The sequence below is a fragment of the Geomesophilobacter sediminis genome (assembly GCF_016458275.1).
Lineage (GTDB): Bacteria > Desulfobacterota > Desulfuromonadia > Geobacterales > Geobacteraceae > Geomesophilobacter > Geomesophilobacter sediminis.
On sequence record NZ_JAEMHM010000002.1, the window covers coordinates 57,971 to 75,804 of the forward strand.

Genomic DNA, 17,834 nt, shown 5'->3' on the forward strand with positions numbered 1-17,834 from the left:
TTTGTCGTTCGATTTCATTTAAGATAACCTCTTTTAACTACAAGTTTTTTTGCACGAATCCAACGCTGCCCCGCCGGAACCGGCGGGGTTGCGATTTATGAGGGAGCATATGCGCAGCGATACCATCACCCAGGGACTGGAGCGTACCCCGCACCGGGCGCTTCTGAAAGGAACCGGACTTCCCCAGAGCGAGATGGAGAAGCCTTTCATCGGGATTGCCACCAGCTTCACCGACCTCATCCCCGGCCACGTCGGGATGCGGGATCTGGAGCGCTTCATTGAAAAAGGGGTCCACACCGGCGGCGGCTACTCCTTCTTCTTCGGGATCCCCGGCGTCTGCGACGGGATCTCGATGGGGCACAAGGGGATGCACTATTCGCTTCCCACCCGTGAGCTGATCGCCGACATGGTCGAGTCGGTCGCCGAGGCGCACCGGCTGGACGGCCTGGTCCTTCTGACCAACTGCGACAAGATCACCCCGGGCATGCTGATGGCCGCCGCGCGGCTCGACATCCCGTGCATCGTGGTCACCGCCGGTCCGATGATGGGCGGCCGCGGCCAGGACCGCCGCTACTCCTTCGTTACCGACACCTTCGAGGCGATGGCCCGTTACAAGGCCGGCGTCATCGACGACAAGGAACTCGCCCGCTGCGAGGAGAACGCCTGTCCGGGGATGGGTTCCTGCCAGGGGCTCTTCACCGCCAACACCATGGCGATCCTCACCGAGACCATGGGGATGAGCCTGCCGCGCTGCGGCACCGCGCTCGCCGTCTCCGCGCTCAAGCGCCGGATCGCCTTTGCCTCGGGCGAGCGGATCGTCGGCATGGTGCGCGACAACATCACCCCGCGTTCGATCCTCACCCGCGAGGCGTTCGAAAACGCCATCCGCGTCGACCTGGCGCTGGGGGGCTCCTCCAACACCGTGCTCCACCTCCTCGCCATCGCCCGCGAGGCCGGCGTCGAGCTCCCGCTGGAGACCTTTGACATCCTTTCCAAGACGACCCCGCAGCTCGCCTCCATGAACCCCGCCGGGGAGCACTTCATGGAAGACCTGGACGTTGCCGGCGGCGTGGCCGGCGTGCTCAAGCAGCTGGGGGACAAGATCCACGACTGCCCGACCGTCTTCGGCCTTACCACCAAGCAGATCGCCGCGAGCCTCGACGGGGTCGACGAGACCGTCATCCACCCACTTTCCGACCCGGTCAAGAAAGAGGGGGGGATCGCGGTGCTGTTCGGCAACATCGCCCCCAAAGGCGCGGTGGTCAAGCAGTCCGGCGTCGGCGAGAAGATGATGCAGTTCACCGGCGTGGCCCGCTGCTTCGACTCCGAGGAGAAGGCGATGGCGGCCATGATGGGCGGGGTCGTGAAATCCGGCGACTGCGTCGTCATCCGCTACGAAGGGCCCAAAGGGGGGCCCGGCATGCGCGAGATGCTCGCCCCCACCGCCGCCCTCATGGGGCTTGGCCTGGGCGACTCCGTTGCCCTCATCACCGACGGGCGCTTTTCCGGCGGCACCCGCGGCCCCTGCATCGGCCACATCTCTCCGGAAGCCGCGCAGGGCGGTCCGATCGCCCTCATCGAGGACGGGGACCAGATCGAACTCGACATCCCGAACCGCTCGCTCAGGGTCCTGGTGAGCGACGAAGTGCTTGCGGAGCGGAGGAAACACTGGGTCGCTCCCGAGCCGAAAATCAAGAAGGGCTGGCTGGCCCGATACGCCAAGGTGGTTACCTCGGCCCACACCGGCGCCGTTACGACGGCGGATTAGTACCTCGACCCCCTTTACCGAAGGGGCAGGGGTGGGATTCCCTTTACCGAGGGTGCTCCCGTCTCAGGGGACTTGTTTATTCACAAGTGGTTCCAGTCTTACCGGACTCGGGATCTATAACATGCGGCAGCTCGCTGCCGCGGTACGGAGGTACAACCTATGAAGATGAACGGCGCACGCATTCTCTTGGAGTGTCTCAAGCTGGAGGGGGTAGACACGGTCTTCGGGTATCCCGGAGGGACGGTCATCAACCTCTACGACGAACTCTTCTCCTTCAAAGAGATCCGGCACATCCTGCCGCGTCACGAGCAGGCCGGGGTCCACGCCGCCGACGGCTTTGCGCGGGCGACCGGCAAAGTCGGGGTGGCCATCGCCACTTCCGGCCCCGGGGCCACCAACACCATCACCGGCATCGCCACCGCCTACATGGACTCGATCCCGATGGTGATCATCACCGGCCAGGTCCCGACCGCCCTGATCGGCAACGACGCCTTCCAGGAGGCGGACATCATCGGCATCACCCGCCCCTGCACCAAGCACAACTTCCTGGTCAAGGATGTGAAGGACCTCGCGACCATCGTCAAGAAGGCCTTCTACATCGCCCGCACCGGCCGTCCCGGCCCGGTTCTCATCGATCTTCCCAAGGACGTCCAGATCGCCCAGACCGAGTTCAAGTACCCGGACACCGTCGAGATCCGCGGCTACAAGCCGACCGTCGAGGGGCACCCGAAGCAGATCGAAAAAGCGGTCTCCATGATGCTGCACGCCAAGAAGCCGGTGATCTACGTCGGCGGCGGCGTGGTGCTCGGCGACGCGGGTGCGGAGCTCACCGAGCTCGCCGAGCGCTTCGGCTTCCCGGTCACCACCACCCTCATGGGGCTCGGCTCCTTCCCGGAAAACAACCCGCTTTCCCTGGGGCTCCTCGGGATGCACGGCACCTACTATGCAAACATGGCGATCTCCAACTGCGATCTGCTGATCGCGGTCGCGGCCCGCTTCGATGACCGCGTCACCGGCAAGATCGCGACCTTTGCCCCGCACGCGAAGATCATCCACATCGACGTCGACCCGACCTCCATCAAGAAGAACGTCCGCGTCGACCTCCCGATCGTCGGGGACGTCCGCGAAGTGCTCGGCAAGATGCTCAAGGTGAGCGAAGAGCAGGGCGACGACGTGAAGCAGGTGAAAGAGGCGGTCGGCCCCTGGATTGCCGAGATTGACGGGTGGAAGGCGAAGCATCCGGTTACCTACCAGCCGTCCAGCACCATCATCAAGCCCCAGTACGTGATCCAGCGCCTGCGCGCCCTTTCCGAGCCGGACGCCATCGTCGCGACCGACGTCGGGCAGCACCAGATGTGGACCGCGCAGTTCTTCGGCTTCACCAAACCCAGGACCCTCCTCTCCTCCGGCGGCCTCGGCACCATGGGATACGGCCTTCCGGCCGCAATGGGCGCCCAGGCCGGCTTCCCGGACCGCCAGGTGATCGTCGTCGTCGGCGACGGCGGTTTCCAGATGAATATGCAGGAACTGGCCACCCTGGTCCAGAACCGTCTCAACGTGAAGATCGTCATCCTGAACAACAACTTCCTCGGGATGGTGCGCCAGTGGCAGGAGCTCTTCTTCGACAAGCGTTACTCCTCCACCTGCATGGAACTCCCCATCGACTTCGTGAAGCTCGCCGAGGCCTTCGGCGCCACCGGCCTGCGCGCCGACAAGACCGACCAGGTCGACGAGGTCATCAAGCAGGGCTTTGCTACGGCGGGCCCGGTCCTGATGGAGTTCAAGGTTGCCCGTGAGGAGAAGGTGCTCCCGATGGTTCCCGCCGGGGCTTCGCTTACTGAGATGGTGCTGGCTTCCTAAGGCAGCCTAGGCCGATCCGGGTTGAGATCCGGATCGTTACTGCATATATGCGGAGGGATCAATGAGACATACCATTGCCGTGCTGGTTGAGAACGAATTCGGCGTTCTTTCCCGCGTCGTCGGGCTCTTCTCGGGACGCGGCTTCAATATCGACTCGCTTACCGTTGCCCCCACCAACGACGAATCCCTTTCCCGGATTACCGTGGTGACCCGTGGCGACGAACAGATCATCGAGCAGATCACCAAGCAGCTCAACAAACTCATCGACGTCATCAAGGTCATCGATTTCGAGCCGGAAAACGCCATCGAGCGCGAGATGGCGCTGATCAAGGTTTCCGCCGAGGACGACCACCGTGCCGAAGTGCTGCGCGTGGCGGACATCTTCCGCGCGAAAGTCATCGACGTCACCCCCAAGTCCTACACCCTGGAGGCGACCGGCGCACCGTCCAAGGTCGACGCGCTCCTGGAACTCCTTCGCCCGCTGGGCCTGAAGGAAGTGGTGCGCACCGGCCCGGTCGTGATCGGCCGCGGCGCCAAGGGTTGGAGAGGGTAATCATTCAAGGGGACTGGCTCCGGAACGGTGCCTGTCCCCCTCGCAGCGGCCCCTGAAAGGGGGACCGGCACCTGCGGAGCCAGTCCCCTGAGAGTGTTTTTTCGAACGGTTCGGCCGAGCGCTGAACCTTAAACTAACCTTGCAATACCAAAGGAGAGAAGATGAACATTTATTACGACAAGGACTGCAACCTCGGCGTTCTTAAAGGCAAAAAGGTCGCGGTAATCGGATACGGCTCCCAGGGGCACGCCCATTCCAATAACCTCAAGGATTCCGGCATCGACGTCGTGGTCGGCCTCAAGTCCGACTCCCCGTCGGTCGCCAAAGCCACCGCCGCCGGCCTGACCGTGCTGCCGACCGCCGAAGCGGTCAAGGCTGCCGACGTGGTCATGATCCTGCTCCCGGACGAGATCCAGGGCGACGTGTTCCGCGAGGAGATCGGCCCGAACCTGAAGCAGGGCGCCTACCTTGCCTTCGGCCACGGCTTCTCCATCCACTTCGGCCAGATCGTTCCGCGCGCCGACGTGAACATCATCATGGTTGCTCCCAAAGGCCCGGGTCACCTCGTGCGCCACGAGTACACCAAAGGCGGCGGCGTTCCGTCCCTGATCGCCGTGCACCACGACCCGTCCGGCGACTCCAAGCAGGTTGCCCTGGCTTATGCTTCCGCCAACGGCGGCGGCCGCGCCGGCATCATCGAGACCTCCTTCAAAGAAGAGACCGAAACCGACCTCTTCGGCGAGCAGGCGGTCCTCTGCGGCGGCATCTCCGCCCTGATCCAGGCCGGTTTCGAGACCCTGGTCGAGGCGGGCTACGCTCCGGAGATGGCTTACTTCGAGTGCCTTCACGAGACCAAGCTGATCGTCGACCTGATCTACGAAGGCGGCATCGCCAACATGCGCTACTCCGTCTCCAACACCGCCGAGTACGGTGACCTGACCCGCGGCCCGCGCGTCATCACCGAAGAGACCAAGAAAGAGATGAAGAAGATCCTCGACGAGATCCAGACCGGCGAATTCGCCCGCGAGTGGATGCTCGAGAACAAGGTCAACAAGCCGCGCTTCAACGCGCTGCGCAAGCGTGGCAACGACCACCAGATCGAAGCGGTCGGCGCCAAGCTCCGCTCCATGATGGCCTGGATCTCCGCGTCCAAGATCGTGGACAAGGCCAAGAACTAACACCTGTTTCGTTGCATGAGGGGCCGGGTTCGGGCTATACTCGCGAGTTGCGGTAGGTCCGCCCCCGGCCCCTTTTCGGTTGTGCCCGGTGGATACCACCCGGGTGTGAAGTCCCCCTTTGAAAAAGGGGGATTTAGGGGGATTTGGTTTTCCGGTTTCGTAACGGCAAAATCCCCCCCAGCCCTCCTTTGTCAAAGGGGGGAGTTAACTTGACAGTCCCAAGAGGTATGAATGCGCAATAGAAACACCCCGGTCGCTACCGAGGGGTATCCTTTCATCTCCGCAGGCGTCGTCATCACCGTGGTCCTGTGCGGGTTGTCCTTCCAGATCTACGGCGGATTCTTCGTTCTCACCGTCCTCGCCCTGATCCTGACCCTGTTCACCGTCTTTTTCTTCCGCAACCCCGAGCGCGTGACTCCGGAGGGTGAAAGCGACGTGATCGCCCCCGCCGACGGGGTGGTGATCTACTCGGGCAAGGTGAAGGAGCCGCACACCGGCAAGGAGATGGAGAAGGTCAGCATCTTCATGTCGGTCTTCAACGTGCACGTGAACCGTGCCCCGATCACCGGCAAGGTGGTGGATACCTTCTACACCCCGGGCAAGTTCCTCGACGTCCGCGACGAGCGGGCTACCTTCGAAAACGAGCAGCAGGGGCTGGTCGTCGAGACCGCAGCGGGGAAAAAGCTCGTCGTGGTGCAGGTCGCGGGGCTCATTGCGCGCCGCATCGTCTGTTATGCGAAGACCGGAGATCAGCTGACCCGCGGCATGCGCTATGGCCTGATCCGGTTCGGCTCCAGGCTCGACATCTACCTCCCGGTCGGAAGCACCGTCAAGGTGGGGCTGGGTGAAAAGACGGTCGCAGGGGAGACCGTAGTGGGGACAATCTCGTGAGCGAAATTCAGGTAGTGGAGCGCGAGGGGATGCGGAAGGGGATTTACATCCTCCCGAACCTTTTCACGGCGGGGAGCCTCTTTGCCGGCTTCTACTGCATGGTTTCCACCTTGAACGGCGACTATCGGACCGCCGCCCTCTGGATCCTCGCCTCGTCGATTTTCGACGGGCTTGACGGGAAGGTGGCGCGTCTTACCAAGACCGCGAGCAAGTTCGGGGTCGAGTTCGACTCTTTGGCCGATGTCGTCTCCTTCGGCGCGGCCCCGGGGCTTTTGATGTACGCCTGGGCGCTCAAGCCGTTTGGGAGGGTAGGGTGGCTGGCCGGGTTTTTGTTCCTGGTCTGCGCCGCGCTCAGGCTGGCCCGTTTCAACGTCCAGGTCGACACCGTGGAGAGCAAGCGTTTCGTCGGTTTGCCGACCCCGGCCGCGGCCAGCATGGCTTCGGCGACGGTGCTCCTCTTCTATCACATGGGGTGGCCCGCATCCTACGCGAAACCCGCCGTCCTCGCGCTCATCTATTTCCTGGCCCTTTTGATGGTTTCCAACGTCCGGTACTACTCGTTCAAGGACCCGAGCCTGATCAAGCGGCAGCCGTTTGCCTTCCTGGTCTTCGCGGTCTTCCTCTTGATCGTCATCGCCGCCGAGCCGGTGCTCATGCTCTTCACCATCTTCATCGGGTACATCTTCTCCGGGCCGATCGGGTTCATCCTGACCTGGCCGCGCCGCCGGCGCCTGGAAAAGGCGATGCGCAAGGGGCACGAGGAACTGGGGCGGAAGAACTCGCAGGGGTAGGTTGTTCAAAGCGCACCGCAGAGGACGCGGAGGGGCGCAGAGAAAAGCATCTCTTGGTTGCTGAATTTCCTGGTAGGAGCGACATTCCTGTCGCGATCAACTCTGGGTAATGTGTTTGCCCCAGTTGCGAAGTTATCGTATGGCTCACTCCTAAACGCCAGTCGTTACAACTGCTTTATAAAAAAGCCTTGACAGCCGTCGGGGCTTTTGCTTAATATCCGTCGCAATATGCAAAGGCAGTGATGAGGAGTAGTAGCCGTACCTTTCCTCTCCAGAGAGCCGGTGGCTGGTGCAAACCGGTGGGGAAACAGGTGAACTCGCCTCGGAGCCGATGTGGTGAACCCGGAATAGTCCGGCGTCCGGATGCGGACGCAGGAGCGTTACGGTGGTAATCGCATCCGTCATCCCGCGTAAAGGGTCAACGAGGTCCGCCTAGGCGGACGAATGAGGGTGGTACCGCGGAAGCTTCAAAGCCTTCGCCCCTTGCTGGGCGATGGCTTTTTTATTATCTACTGACTGGATTTGGTGTGCCTAAACAATTGTTTTGTCAGGGGTTTTGCTTTCAAGTTTCCGCCGCACGCGACGATTAAGTAAACGTTACATCTTCAATGTTGAGACATAAAAATATGAGCTTGGGCCACAATGATTGTGGCTCATTACTCCAACACAGGGAGGAGAACGAATGTCCGTAACCAACACCGAGCCGCGCATTATCAAGATCTTTGACACCACCCTGCGGGACGGGGAGCAGTCTCCCGGCGCCAGCATGAACATCGATGAAAAACTCCGCCTCGCCAAACAGCTACAGAAGCTGAATGTCGACGTCATCGAGGCGGGTTTCCCCATTGCTTCCGAAGGGGACTTCGAGGCGGTGAAGAAGATCGCCCAGACGATCAAGGGACCCGAGATCGCCGGGCTTTGCCGCTCGGGATTCAAGGATATCGACCGTGCCTGGGAAGCCCTCAAGTACGCCGAGGATAAAGGCCGCATCCATACCTTCATCGCGACCTCCGATATCCATATGAAATACAAGCTGCAGATGACCCCGGCCCAGGTGCTGGAGTCTGCGGTCGCCGGCGTCAAGCGCGCCCGCTCCTACACCCCGAACGTCGAGTTCTCCTGCGAGGACGCGGTCCGCACCGACCTGAAATTCCTGGTCGAGGTGGTTACCGCGGTCATCGATGCCGGCGCCAGCGTCGTCAACATCCCGGACACCGTCGGGTACACCATCCCGTTCGAGTACTTCAACATCATCAAGCACCTGAAGGACAACGTCCCCAACGTCGACAAGGCGATCATCTCGGTCCACTGCCACAATGACCTCGGCCTGTCGGTGGCCAACTCCATCGCGGCGGTCCAGGCCGGCGCCGGGCAGGTCGAGTGCACCATCAACGGGATCGGCGAGCGCGCCGGTAACTGCTCGCTGGAAGAGTTCGTCATGAGCATCAAGACCCGTGGCGACATCCTCCCGTTCAAGACCAACGTGGTCACCGAGCAGCTCACCCCGGCGAGCCGCCTGCTCACCAACATCACCGGGATCGTGGTGCAGCAGAACAAGGCAATCGTCGGCGCCAACGCGTTTGCCCACGAGGCGGGGATCCACCAGCACGGCATGCTGATGGAGAAGTCGACTTACGAGATCATGACTCCCGAGTCGGTCGGCCTCAAGGCGAGCGCCCTGGTGCTCGGCAAGCACTCCGGCCGGCACGCCTTCAAAAAGCGCCTCGAGGAGCTCGGCTACGAGCTGAACGACGAGGATCTGAACAAGGCGTTCACCCGGTTCAAGGCGCTGGCCGACCTGAAGAAGGAGGTCTTCGACGAGGATCTCGACGCCATCGTCGCCGACGAGGTGATGCGTGCGACCGAGCGCTACAAGCTCTCCCACATCACGGTCACCTGCGGCTCCTTTGCCGTCGCTACCGCGACCGTGCAGCTCGAGATCGACGGTGAGCAGGTTCGCACCGCGGAACTCGGCGACGGGCCGGTCGACGCGACCCTGAAGGCGATCAAGAAGCTCGCCGGCAGCGAAGCGAAACTCACCCAGTACAACGTCGGCTCCATCACCGGCGGCACCGATGCCCAGGGCGAAGTCACCGTCCGCGTCGAAGAGGGGACCCGCACCGTGATCGGCCGCGGCGCTTCCACCGACATCATCGAGGCCTCTGCCAAGGCGTACATCGACGCCCTGAACCGTCTGCATTTCGCCACCGCCCGGGACGTCGAGTCCCTGTAAAACGACCCTTCCACCGCTGCAGTTACAGACCGCCTTCGCGCATTTCGCGAAGGCGGTTTTTTTTTGTCTCGGTTGCGCCGGCGGGGCTGTTCCCGAAGACGCCGGGCCGGGCGGAGCCGGCATCTTTGGGGAAATAACCGCTGACCTACTAAATAGTGAGCAGGTTGGAAACAATTAGTGTCTCAACAGTGTGACATTGGCAATTGGGTTCCACATATTTCATTATTTGAATGTCACATGAGGGGGTATCTGTTTTCTAAATAGGTAGGTTGACGTAAAGGTAAATACACCAATTTTGCCAAGAATGGGAAAACCTCATTCTTTCAACAATGGGAAATAAAGTGAAATTTTTTTCTCAAGTTGAAACAGATCCTGACGATAACCACCACACTGCTCATTCCAGCCTTATAAGTCTAATGTAACGGATAAATATTGTTTGCATTACCAATTCGTAATTTTAGTTGCTTGCCTTGTTCTGTAGTTTTCATTGCAAAAGGAGATCAGGTATGAAAAAGAGGTTTCCGTGGGTGCTGCTGCTAGGTATGTTTATGCTGCTGGCACTGTTTTCCACCAGCGCACTGGCCTTTGATGTTTCGGGCACAGTGAGCTACAGCGGCTCAAAGAGCGGCCGCATCTACCTCGTCATCAACACCCAGAGCGGAACCTTGGGGACGAGCATCGCCAGCGCAGGGTCGTACACCATTCGTGGGGTCCCCGACGGGACCATGGGGGCGGTCACCGCCTTCGTCGACAGCCACGACACTGGCAGCCTCCACGCCAGTGATCCGTTTGGGAGCAGGACCATTTCGGTGGTCGGCGCGTCGGTAACGGGCGCCAACATAACCCTTGCCGACCCTTCCCAGCCTCCCGCCGCTTCTCCGCCTCCTTTTTCCGTATTTCCCGGTTCCGGTTCGCTGCTGGTCGTCTGGGACGACAACCATAATTCCACCGCCGCCATTCCGGCCGACAGCTACACCGTCTACTGGAGCACCGACGCGACTCCCGGTCCCAACGACATGACGGGGGGGGGGCACCTCACCGTGACCGCCGGCTCGAGGAGCAACGCGGTCGTCATCAGCGGGCTCACCAATGCCACCAACCTTTATGTCGCTGCCACCGCCACCGTCGGAAACACTGAGTCGGCACCCTCGGCAGCAGTTCCGGTCACCGTAGGAGCTCCGGCTCAGGGGGTGAACGTTACCGGGACCCTATCTCTGCCGAACGCACCGGTTACCGGAGAAAAGGTTTACCTCGCCGCCTGCGTTGACAACAAAAACGGCCTCCCCAGCTCTTGCTTCATTTCGGTCCTCAACGGACCGCTCGGCTCTGCCTCCGTTCCCTTCACCCTCTCCGGGGTAGCCGCCGGCACCTACAAGATGCACGGGGTCTACGACAAAAGCGGCACCGGCAAGATCGATGCTAACGGCAACCTCCAGACCGACGACAGCGCCACGGCGCCCTTCACCGTGACCTCCGGCCCGGTTGACGTCGGGACCATCGTCCTGGACAATGCCAGCGCCCATTCCTACGTTCGTACCAGCCATTACAAAGATCCGTATTCCGAAGGGTACGGGGTGAACATCGACGTCCGCAGCGCCGCGAAGCGGCCGGTGAAGGTAACCCTCACCACGGTCCCCTCCGCAAGTGGTCTCGTTACTCCTATCGACCTCGGTCTCAACGATGGGGGCGACTTCTCGAGCTGGTTCAACACCGTGAGCGCGGCCCCCCAGGTCAACGACAGCTATGGCTTCGACGTGACCTATAACGACAACAGCACCGAGTCCCTTGCCGGGAAAGTGACTGCCATCGCCCCGCTGGCCACGCCGGTGTCCCCCTCCGGGCCGTCCACCTACTCCGCCACCCCGACCTTCACCTGGACGGCTCCCTCGGCGAGCCCGGTGGGCGGGTTCTCCTACCAGCTCCGGCTGCAGAGCGGGATGAGCGACCTGTGGGATTCCCGCAACCTCCCCTCGACCGGATCGCTCAGCGCGATCTACAACTTCGATGGAAGCGCGCTCGGCACACTCAGCAACAACGGCTCCTACCGCTGGTACATCGAGGTGGTGGACGCGCAGGGTAACTCGTCCTCCAACGGGGTCGATTTCACCTTCGGCACCCCCTTGAGCATCAGCACCGTGTCGCTGCAGAGCGCACTGCAGGGGACCACCTACTCCCAGCAGCTGCAGGCCTCCGGCGGGACGTCCCCCTACAACTGGTCCTACAGCGGGACCCTGCCCCCGGGCATCTCTTTGGTCAACGGCCTTTTGAGCGGGACCCCGACCGCCAGTGGTGACTTCCCGTTCCAGGTGAACGTTTCCGATTCCTCGGTCCCCCCCAACGGTTCCTCCCGCAACTACCACCTTTTCGTCTCGGCTTCGGTTTCCTCCCAGCCGCTTCAGATCACGACTACCTCGCCGCTGCCGGCGGGGGCCGTCAACACCAACTACATGATCTACCTGGCCGCGCAGGGAGGAACCCCTTCGTACAGCTTCGCGCTGGACGGCAACTCCACGCTTCCGGCCGGATTGACCCTGGACCCGGGTAACGGGCGCATCTCCGGTACCCCCACGACGGTCGGCAGCTATTCCTTCACCGTCAAGGTGACCGACTCCCTGTCCCAGACCGCCACCGCCACCCTGAGTCTGAACGTCACCCAGGGGACGAACCCCGGCTCCTACACCTTCCGGGGGAGGGTGACCGACAGTGCCTCTCCGGCCAATCCGATCTCCGGTGCTTCCGTCGCCACGGTCGGTCTCTCCTCGGCGGTCACCGCCAGCACCGACCCGGCCGGGTATTTCACCCTTACCGGGATTCCGGCCAACACCACCTTCCAGATCCACGTGACCCAAGCCGGGTACGTCGACACCTATTCCGCCAATTTCTCCCTGAACGGCTACCTCGACGTCTCCGATCGCCCCTACACCCTCTTCACTCCGGCCAACGTCCAGTCCTGGGACGGCAGCGCCGGGGTCGCCCTGGTCTCCGGGACCGGGATCATCAGGAGCAAGGTGGTCGACAAGGCAGACCTCGTGAACGGCTATGTCGGCGGGGTGGTGGTAACCGCCACCGACAGCGCCAACAACGCCAACTACCCGGTCGTCTACTACGACGGCAGCAGCTACAGCACCACCGCTACCTCCGCCAACACCGGCAACTACATGGTGCTCAACGTCCCCTCCGGCGCCACCGTGCAGGTCTCCGCAGCCAAATCCGGGTACACCTTCGAAGCCAAGACCTTCATCGTGGCTGCCAATTCGGTCTCGCAGGGGAGGATCTCCGGCAGCCCGAACACCGCCACCGGTACGGTCTACTTCACCGGGAGCGTAACCGACAACAGCACCAGCACCTCGGTTCCCCTCGCCGGCGCCACCGTCAGCCAGATCGGGACCTCGAACGGCACCACCACCCTGACCGACGGCAGTTTCGTGCTCACCGGACTCCCCATGGGGGCCTTGTTCGACCTCAAGTTCACCAAGCAGGGGTTCGTTGATACCTACATCACCGACCAGTACCTCACCGCCGGCATCGCCGCCGCCGGTCGTCCGGTCGGGATGTTCACCGCAGCCCAGCTCGCCTCCTGGAACGTCACCAGCGGCAACGGCGCGATTCGGGGACGGGTGGTGGACAGCGCCAACCCCGCCACCGGCTACGTCGGCGGCGTGACCCTTACCGCCGTCGACAGCGCCAACCCGGGCACCACCTTCACGGTCACCTACTGGGACAACAACGGCGTCAGCGTCAACGCAACCTCCACAAGCAACGGCTCCTTCGCCGTCAACAACGTTCCGGCCGGCACCAAGGTCACCGTGACCGCGACCAGTTCCGCGTGGTCGTTCCCCCTGAAGAGTTACACCATCTATGCAAACGCGGTAAGCCAGGGCCGGCTGATGGGGATCGCTCACATCCCCTCCCCCGGCCTGATCAACGGGACCTGCGGCGGCGCGAACCAACAGAGCTTCACCAGCGCCCCGACCGGCAACCTCTGCAGCACCGGCACCGCCGGTACCGTGACCGGCAACGGTCCGTGGTCCTGGACCTGCCAGGGCGCCGGCGGCGGGAGCACCGCCACCTGCGGCGCGAACCTCGCCAACGTCGGCACCGGCCCGGTCAACGGGGCCTGCGGCAGCGCCAACGGCCTGGGCTTCACCAGCACCCCGACCGGCGACAACCTCTGCAGCGCCGGGACTCCGGGACCGGTGACCGGCAACGGCCCGTGGTCCTGGACCTGCCAGGGCACCGGCGGGGGGAGCAACGTCACCTGTGGCGCGTTCTTCACTAACAACGGCGGCAACAGCCCGGTCGGGATCTCCGGCCACGTGCGTGACGCCAACGGTTTCGGCCTCGGCGGCATCAACGTAGAGGCGCTGGATTCCAACGGAAACAGTGTCAGCAAGAGCTCTACCGGGATGGACGGCTCCTATTTCCTCAGTGTTACCGCCGGCACCTACCAGGTCCACTTCGACGGGGTGAGCCAGGGTTACCTCCCGCAGTGGTACCAAAACGCCACCGCGCTCGCCTCGGCAACCGCGGTCACCGTCACCTCCGGCACCCCGGTTACCGGGATCGACGCGACGCTCGCCGTCGCACCGCCGCGCAGCATCTCCGGCACGGTGAGCTACAGCGGCAACGCCCACGGGCGGATCTACCTCACCATCGGGACCAACAACGGCAACCTCGGCACCAGCATCGACGGCGCCGGCAACTTCACCATCCGCGGCGTCCCGGCCGGCTCCTACACCGTGAACGCCTTCATGGATCTCACCGGGACCGCGACCGCCACCCAGGGGTCCCCCGCCGGGAGCAGCGCGCCGGTCCAGGTCCTTACCTCCGACGTCACCGGCGTCGCCATTACCCTTGCCGACCCGACCTCGGTGAACCTCGTGGCTCCGCAGCACATCCGGGTCTTCCCGGGCACCGGCGCCGCCCTGATCGGGTGGGACTCGGCCCGGGACAGCGGGGTTTCCGCCGCCGAAAACTACGACGTCTACTGGAGCACCTCCTCGCAGGTCGGTCCGGCGAACTACCAGGGCAAACTGACCTCGGTCACCACCAACAGCGACACCCCGTCCATCTGCACCGGTCTGACCGACGGCACCTCCTACTACTTCGTCGTGGTCCCCCGCTCCGGGAACACCACCGGTACCCCCTCTGCTGTCGTGGGCCCGGTCACCATCGGTGCCGGGACCGGCGGCAACACCGTCTCGGGGACCGTCGACTTCGGCGCCGTCACCGCGACCGGTCCGCTCTATGTGGCTGTGGTCGACACCGCTTCCCAGGGGGAGACCATCTACTTCACCCAGGTCGCCTCCCCGGTTTCGCCGGCCGCCTTCAGCGTCTCCGGCGTCCCCAACGGGAGCTACAACGTCTATGCGATCCTCGACCAGAACCAGGACCACCTGATCGGTCTGGGCGACATCATGACCTCGGACGCCACCGCACCGGTGGTCAACCTCACCGGCTCCGGGGCGACCGGGGTGACGGTGAAGATGGGGCAGCCGGTTTCCGTCTACGTCAACTCCTACCACAGCCAGAATGCCGGCGGCACCGGCACCGGGATGAACGACTGGTACAGCGTCAACTACGGCGTCCGCGGCCAGACCAAGCAGCCGGTTACCGTCACCCTGACCGGAGCCCCGAACCTTTCCGGCCCGGTCGATCTTGGGGTGGACGGTAAGGAGTTCCACGGCTGGACCGGCGGCAACGGCACCGCGCCGAAGGTTGGCGATACCTACACCTTCGACGTGGTCTACTCCGACGGGAGCAAGGAGACCCTCTCCTCCTCGATCACCGCACTTTTGAGCAGCTTCCCGAGCAACCTGCAGGTGGTAGGGGGCTCCACGATCCCGTCCTTCACCTGGACCGCTCCGGTCAACCCGCCGGCGCAGTACCGCTACGAGCTGCAGGTCTACCTGCAGAGCAACAACGGCGGTAACGGCCTGTGGGACGTCACCCTTCCGGCCACCAAGACCTCCGTGGTCTACGGCGGCGCGGCACTGCAGGTGGGAGCCACGTATTACGTGAACCTGAGCGTAAAGGATTTCGACGGCAACACCGCCGCGGTCCAGGGGATGAGCTTCAAACCGACCGTTGCCAGCACCAGCCTGCCGTCCACCACGGCGACTCCGGCCGGCGGCACCTACAACAAGGCGCTCAACGTCACCTTGAAGAGCAGCGCCACCGATGCGGTCATTTACTACACCACCGACGGGAGCACCCCGACGACCAACTCGGCCGTTTACAGCGCTCCCATCGCCATCAGCGCTTCCACCGTCCTCAAGTTCTTCGGCGTCAACGGTGCCGGTCAAGAGATGGTGAAAACCGAGCGCTACGTCGTCGACACCGTGGTGCCGGTCACCACCGCCGCTCCGGCGGGGGGGCAGTACACCGCACCGCAGACCGTCACCCTGACCAGCAGCAAACCTGCGCTTATCTACTACACCCTCGACGGCAGCACTCCGACCACCACCTCCGCCGTTTACATGAAGCCGCTGGTCATCGGCTCCAGCGCCACTTTGACTTTCTTCGCCAAAGACGTCGCAGGTAACATCGAGACGCCGCACAGCGAAAGCTACGTCATCAACACCAACGGGATCCCGGTCACCTCGGCGCTCCCCCTGGGCGGGACCTACAACAGCTCCCAGACGGTAACCCTGGTGAACAGCATCGGCGCCTCCATCTACTACACCGTTGACGGCTCGGTCCCGACCACCAGCTCCACCCTCTACAGCGGGCCGATCCCCCTCAGCAACGGCACCACGGTGCTGAAGTACTTCTCGAAGGACCCGGTTTCCGGGACCAAGGAGGCGCTCCAGTCCCAGACCTACATCATCGACACGACCGTGCCGGTGACGACGGCGGCTCCGGCCGGCGGGATCTACAACAACGCCCAGCTGGTGAGCCTCATGGTGATGAACAAGAAGGCGACCATCTACTACACAACCGACGGTTCCACCCCGACCGTCCTGTCGCCGGTCTACGGCACTCCGATCCCGGTCAACGCGACCATGACCATCAAGTACTTCGCCAAAGACCTCGCCGGGAACCAGGAGGCGGTGAAGAGCCAGAGCTACACCATCGACACCGTGGCACCGGTCACCACCGCAACGCCTCCGGGCGGGCTCTACAACGCCACCCAGAGCGTGGTCCTTGCCGCCAGCGAGGACGCCACGATCTACTACACCACCGACGGCAGCACCCCGACCGCGAAGTCCACCGTGTACACGGCGCCGATCAGCGTCGCTAAGAACATGATCGTCCGCTTCTTCGCGGTCGACCTCGCCGGGAACCTCGAGGCGGTGAAGAGCCAGAGCTACACCATCGACACCGTGGTCCCGGTCACCAGCGCCACTCCGGACGGCGGGATGTTCAACAAGGCGCAGAGCGTGACCCTGCGGGCCAGCAAAGCGGGGGTGACCATCTACTACACCACCGACGGGAGCACCCCGACCACCGCGTCGCCGGTCTACAGCACGGCCATCCCGGTCAACGCGACGATGACCCTTAACTTCTTCGGCAAGGACCTCGCGGGCAACGTCGAAGCGGTCAACAGCAAGACCTTCACCATCGACACCGTCTCGCCGTTCACCGTGGCGACCCCTCCGGGGGGGCTCTACGGCGCGACCCAGAACGTCACCCTGAGCAGCAGCACCGGGTCGACCGCGACCATCTACTACAGCACCGACCCGAATGCCTCCAACGATGCCTTCACCATCTACAGCGGCCCGATCACGGTGAGCAGCAGCACGGTGCTTAGGTACTACTCCCGTACCGCCGTGAACACCGAGACGGTGAAGTCACAGACCTATGTCATCGACAGCGTGCTCCCGGCGACCACCGCCTTCCCGGCGGCAGGGGCCTTCAACACGCCCCAGACGGTCACCCTCACGGTGAGCAAGGCGGCGACCATCTACTACACCACCGACGGTTCCACCCCGACCACCCTCTCGTCGGTGTACAGCGGCCCGATCCCGGTCAGCGCCTCGCTCAAGCTGAAGTTCTTCGCCCGCGACCTGACCGGGAATAACGAGGCGGTGAAGACCCTGACCTACACCATCGACACGGTGGTGCCGGCTACCACGCCGTCCCAGGCGGGGGGGCTCTTCACCGACGGCTTCACGCTGACCCTCACGGTGAGCAAACCGGCGACCATCTACTACACTACCGACGGGTCCGCCCCGACCACCGGTTCGACCGTCTACAGCGGGCCGATCCCGCTGACTGCTACCAGCAACGGGGACGCCAGCAATCCCTTGAAGAACGTGACCGTGAAGTATTTCGCCGTGGACCCCGTCGGCAACCAGGAAGAGGTGAAGAGCCAGACCTTTACCCTGCTCGACCTTCCCCTGGTGCAGCGGTCTGTGGAGATGGCGGTCGGGAACCTTGAACCTACCGACACGGAACTCAAGCTCCTCGACGTCGCCCCGCTGGTCAATGACAAGCCGGCCCCCAACGGCGTGATCGAGGTCGGGGACGTGGTCGTGCTGATGCGGCGCCTGGTCGGGCTGGATACCTGGTAGCCGGCACGGCGCCGAAACCGGCCGGAAAACGAACACCAACAACT

At 63.1% G+C, this 17,834-nt stretch carries 8 protein-coding genes and 1 other annotated feature; all 8 genes read left to right on the forward strand.

What is annotated here, in order from left to right:
• Positions 1-109 precede the first annotated feature (109 nt).
• The 8 genes from ilvD to JFN93_RS02065 all read left to right on the forward strand — a co-directional run bounded on the left by ilvD (position 110) and on the right by JFN93_RS02065 (position 17,790).
• Entirely contained in the window at positions 110-1,768 is a 1,659-nt protein-coding gene (gene ilvD / locus JFN93_RS02030; RefSeq protein WP_199382325.1) for a dihydroxy-acid dehydratase, read from the forward strand.
• Positions 1,769-1,927: 159 nt separating this feature from the next.
• Entirely contained in the window at positions 1,928-3,628 is a 1,701-nt protein-coding gene (gene ilvB / locus JFN93_RS02035; RefSeq protein WP_199382326.1) for a biosynthetic-type acetolactate synthase large subunit, read from the forward strand.
• A gap of 61 nt (positions 3,629-3,689) precedes the next feature.
• Complete coding sequence (gene ilvN / locus JFN93_RS02040; protein ID WP_199382327.1) at positions 3,690-4,181, forward strand: acetolactate synthase small subunit; 492 nt, start codon at positions 3,690-3,692, stop codon at positions 4,179-4,181.
• Between the two features lie 161 nt (positions 4,182-4,342).
• Complete coding sequence (gene ilvC, locus JFN93_RS02045) at positions 4,343-5,359, forward strand: ketol-acid reductoisomerase (protein WP_199382328.1); 1,017 nt, start codon at positions 4,343-4,345, stop codon at positions 5,357-5,359.
• Positions 5,360-5,590: 231 nt separating this feature from the next.
• Positions 5,591-6,250, forward strand: a complete 660-nt coding sequence (locus JFN93_RS02050; protein ID WP_199382329.1) for a phosphatidylserine decarboxylase family protein — start codon at positions 5,591-5,593, stop codon at positions 6,248-6,250.
• 29 nt (positions 6,251-6,279) lie between these two features.
• Positions 6,280-7,041 (forward strand): CDP-diacylglycerol--serine O-phosphatidyltransferase, encoded by a 762-nt coding sequence (gene pssA, locus JFN93_RS02055; protein WP_199382587.1) that lies wholly within the window; start codon positions 6,280-6,282, stop codon positions 7,039-7,041.
• Positions 7,042-7,271: 230 nt separating this feature from the next.
• Positions 7,272-7,528: a binding site (T-box leader), on the forward strand.
• Between the two features lie 195 nt (positions 7,529-7,723).
• Positions 7,724-9,274, forward strand: coding sequence for a 2-isopropylmalate synthase (locus JFN93_RS02060; protein WP_199382330.1), 1,551 nt, complete (start codon positions 7,724-7,726; stop codon positions 9,272-9,274).
• Positions 9,275-9,780: 506 nt separating this feature from the next.
• Positions 9,781-17,790 carry a chitobiase/beta-hexosaminidase C-terminal domain-containing protein gene (locus JFN93_RS02065; protein WP_199382331.1) on the forward strand — a complete coding sequence of 2,670 codons (8,010 nt, stop codon included), beginning with the start codon at positions 9,781-9,783 and terminating at the stop codon, positions 17,788-17,790.
• The last annotated feature ends 44 nt before the right edge of the window (positions 17,791-17,834 follow it).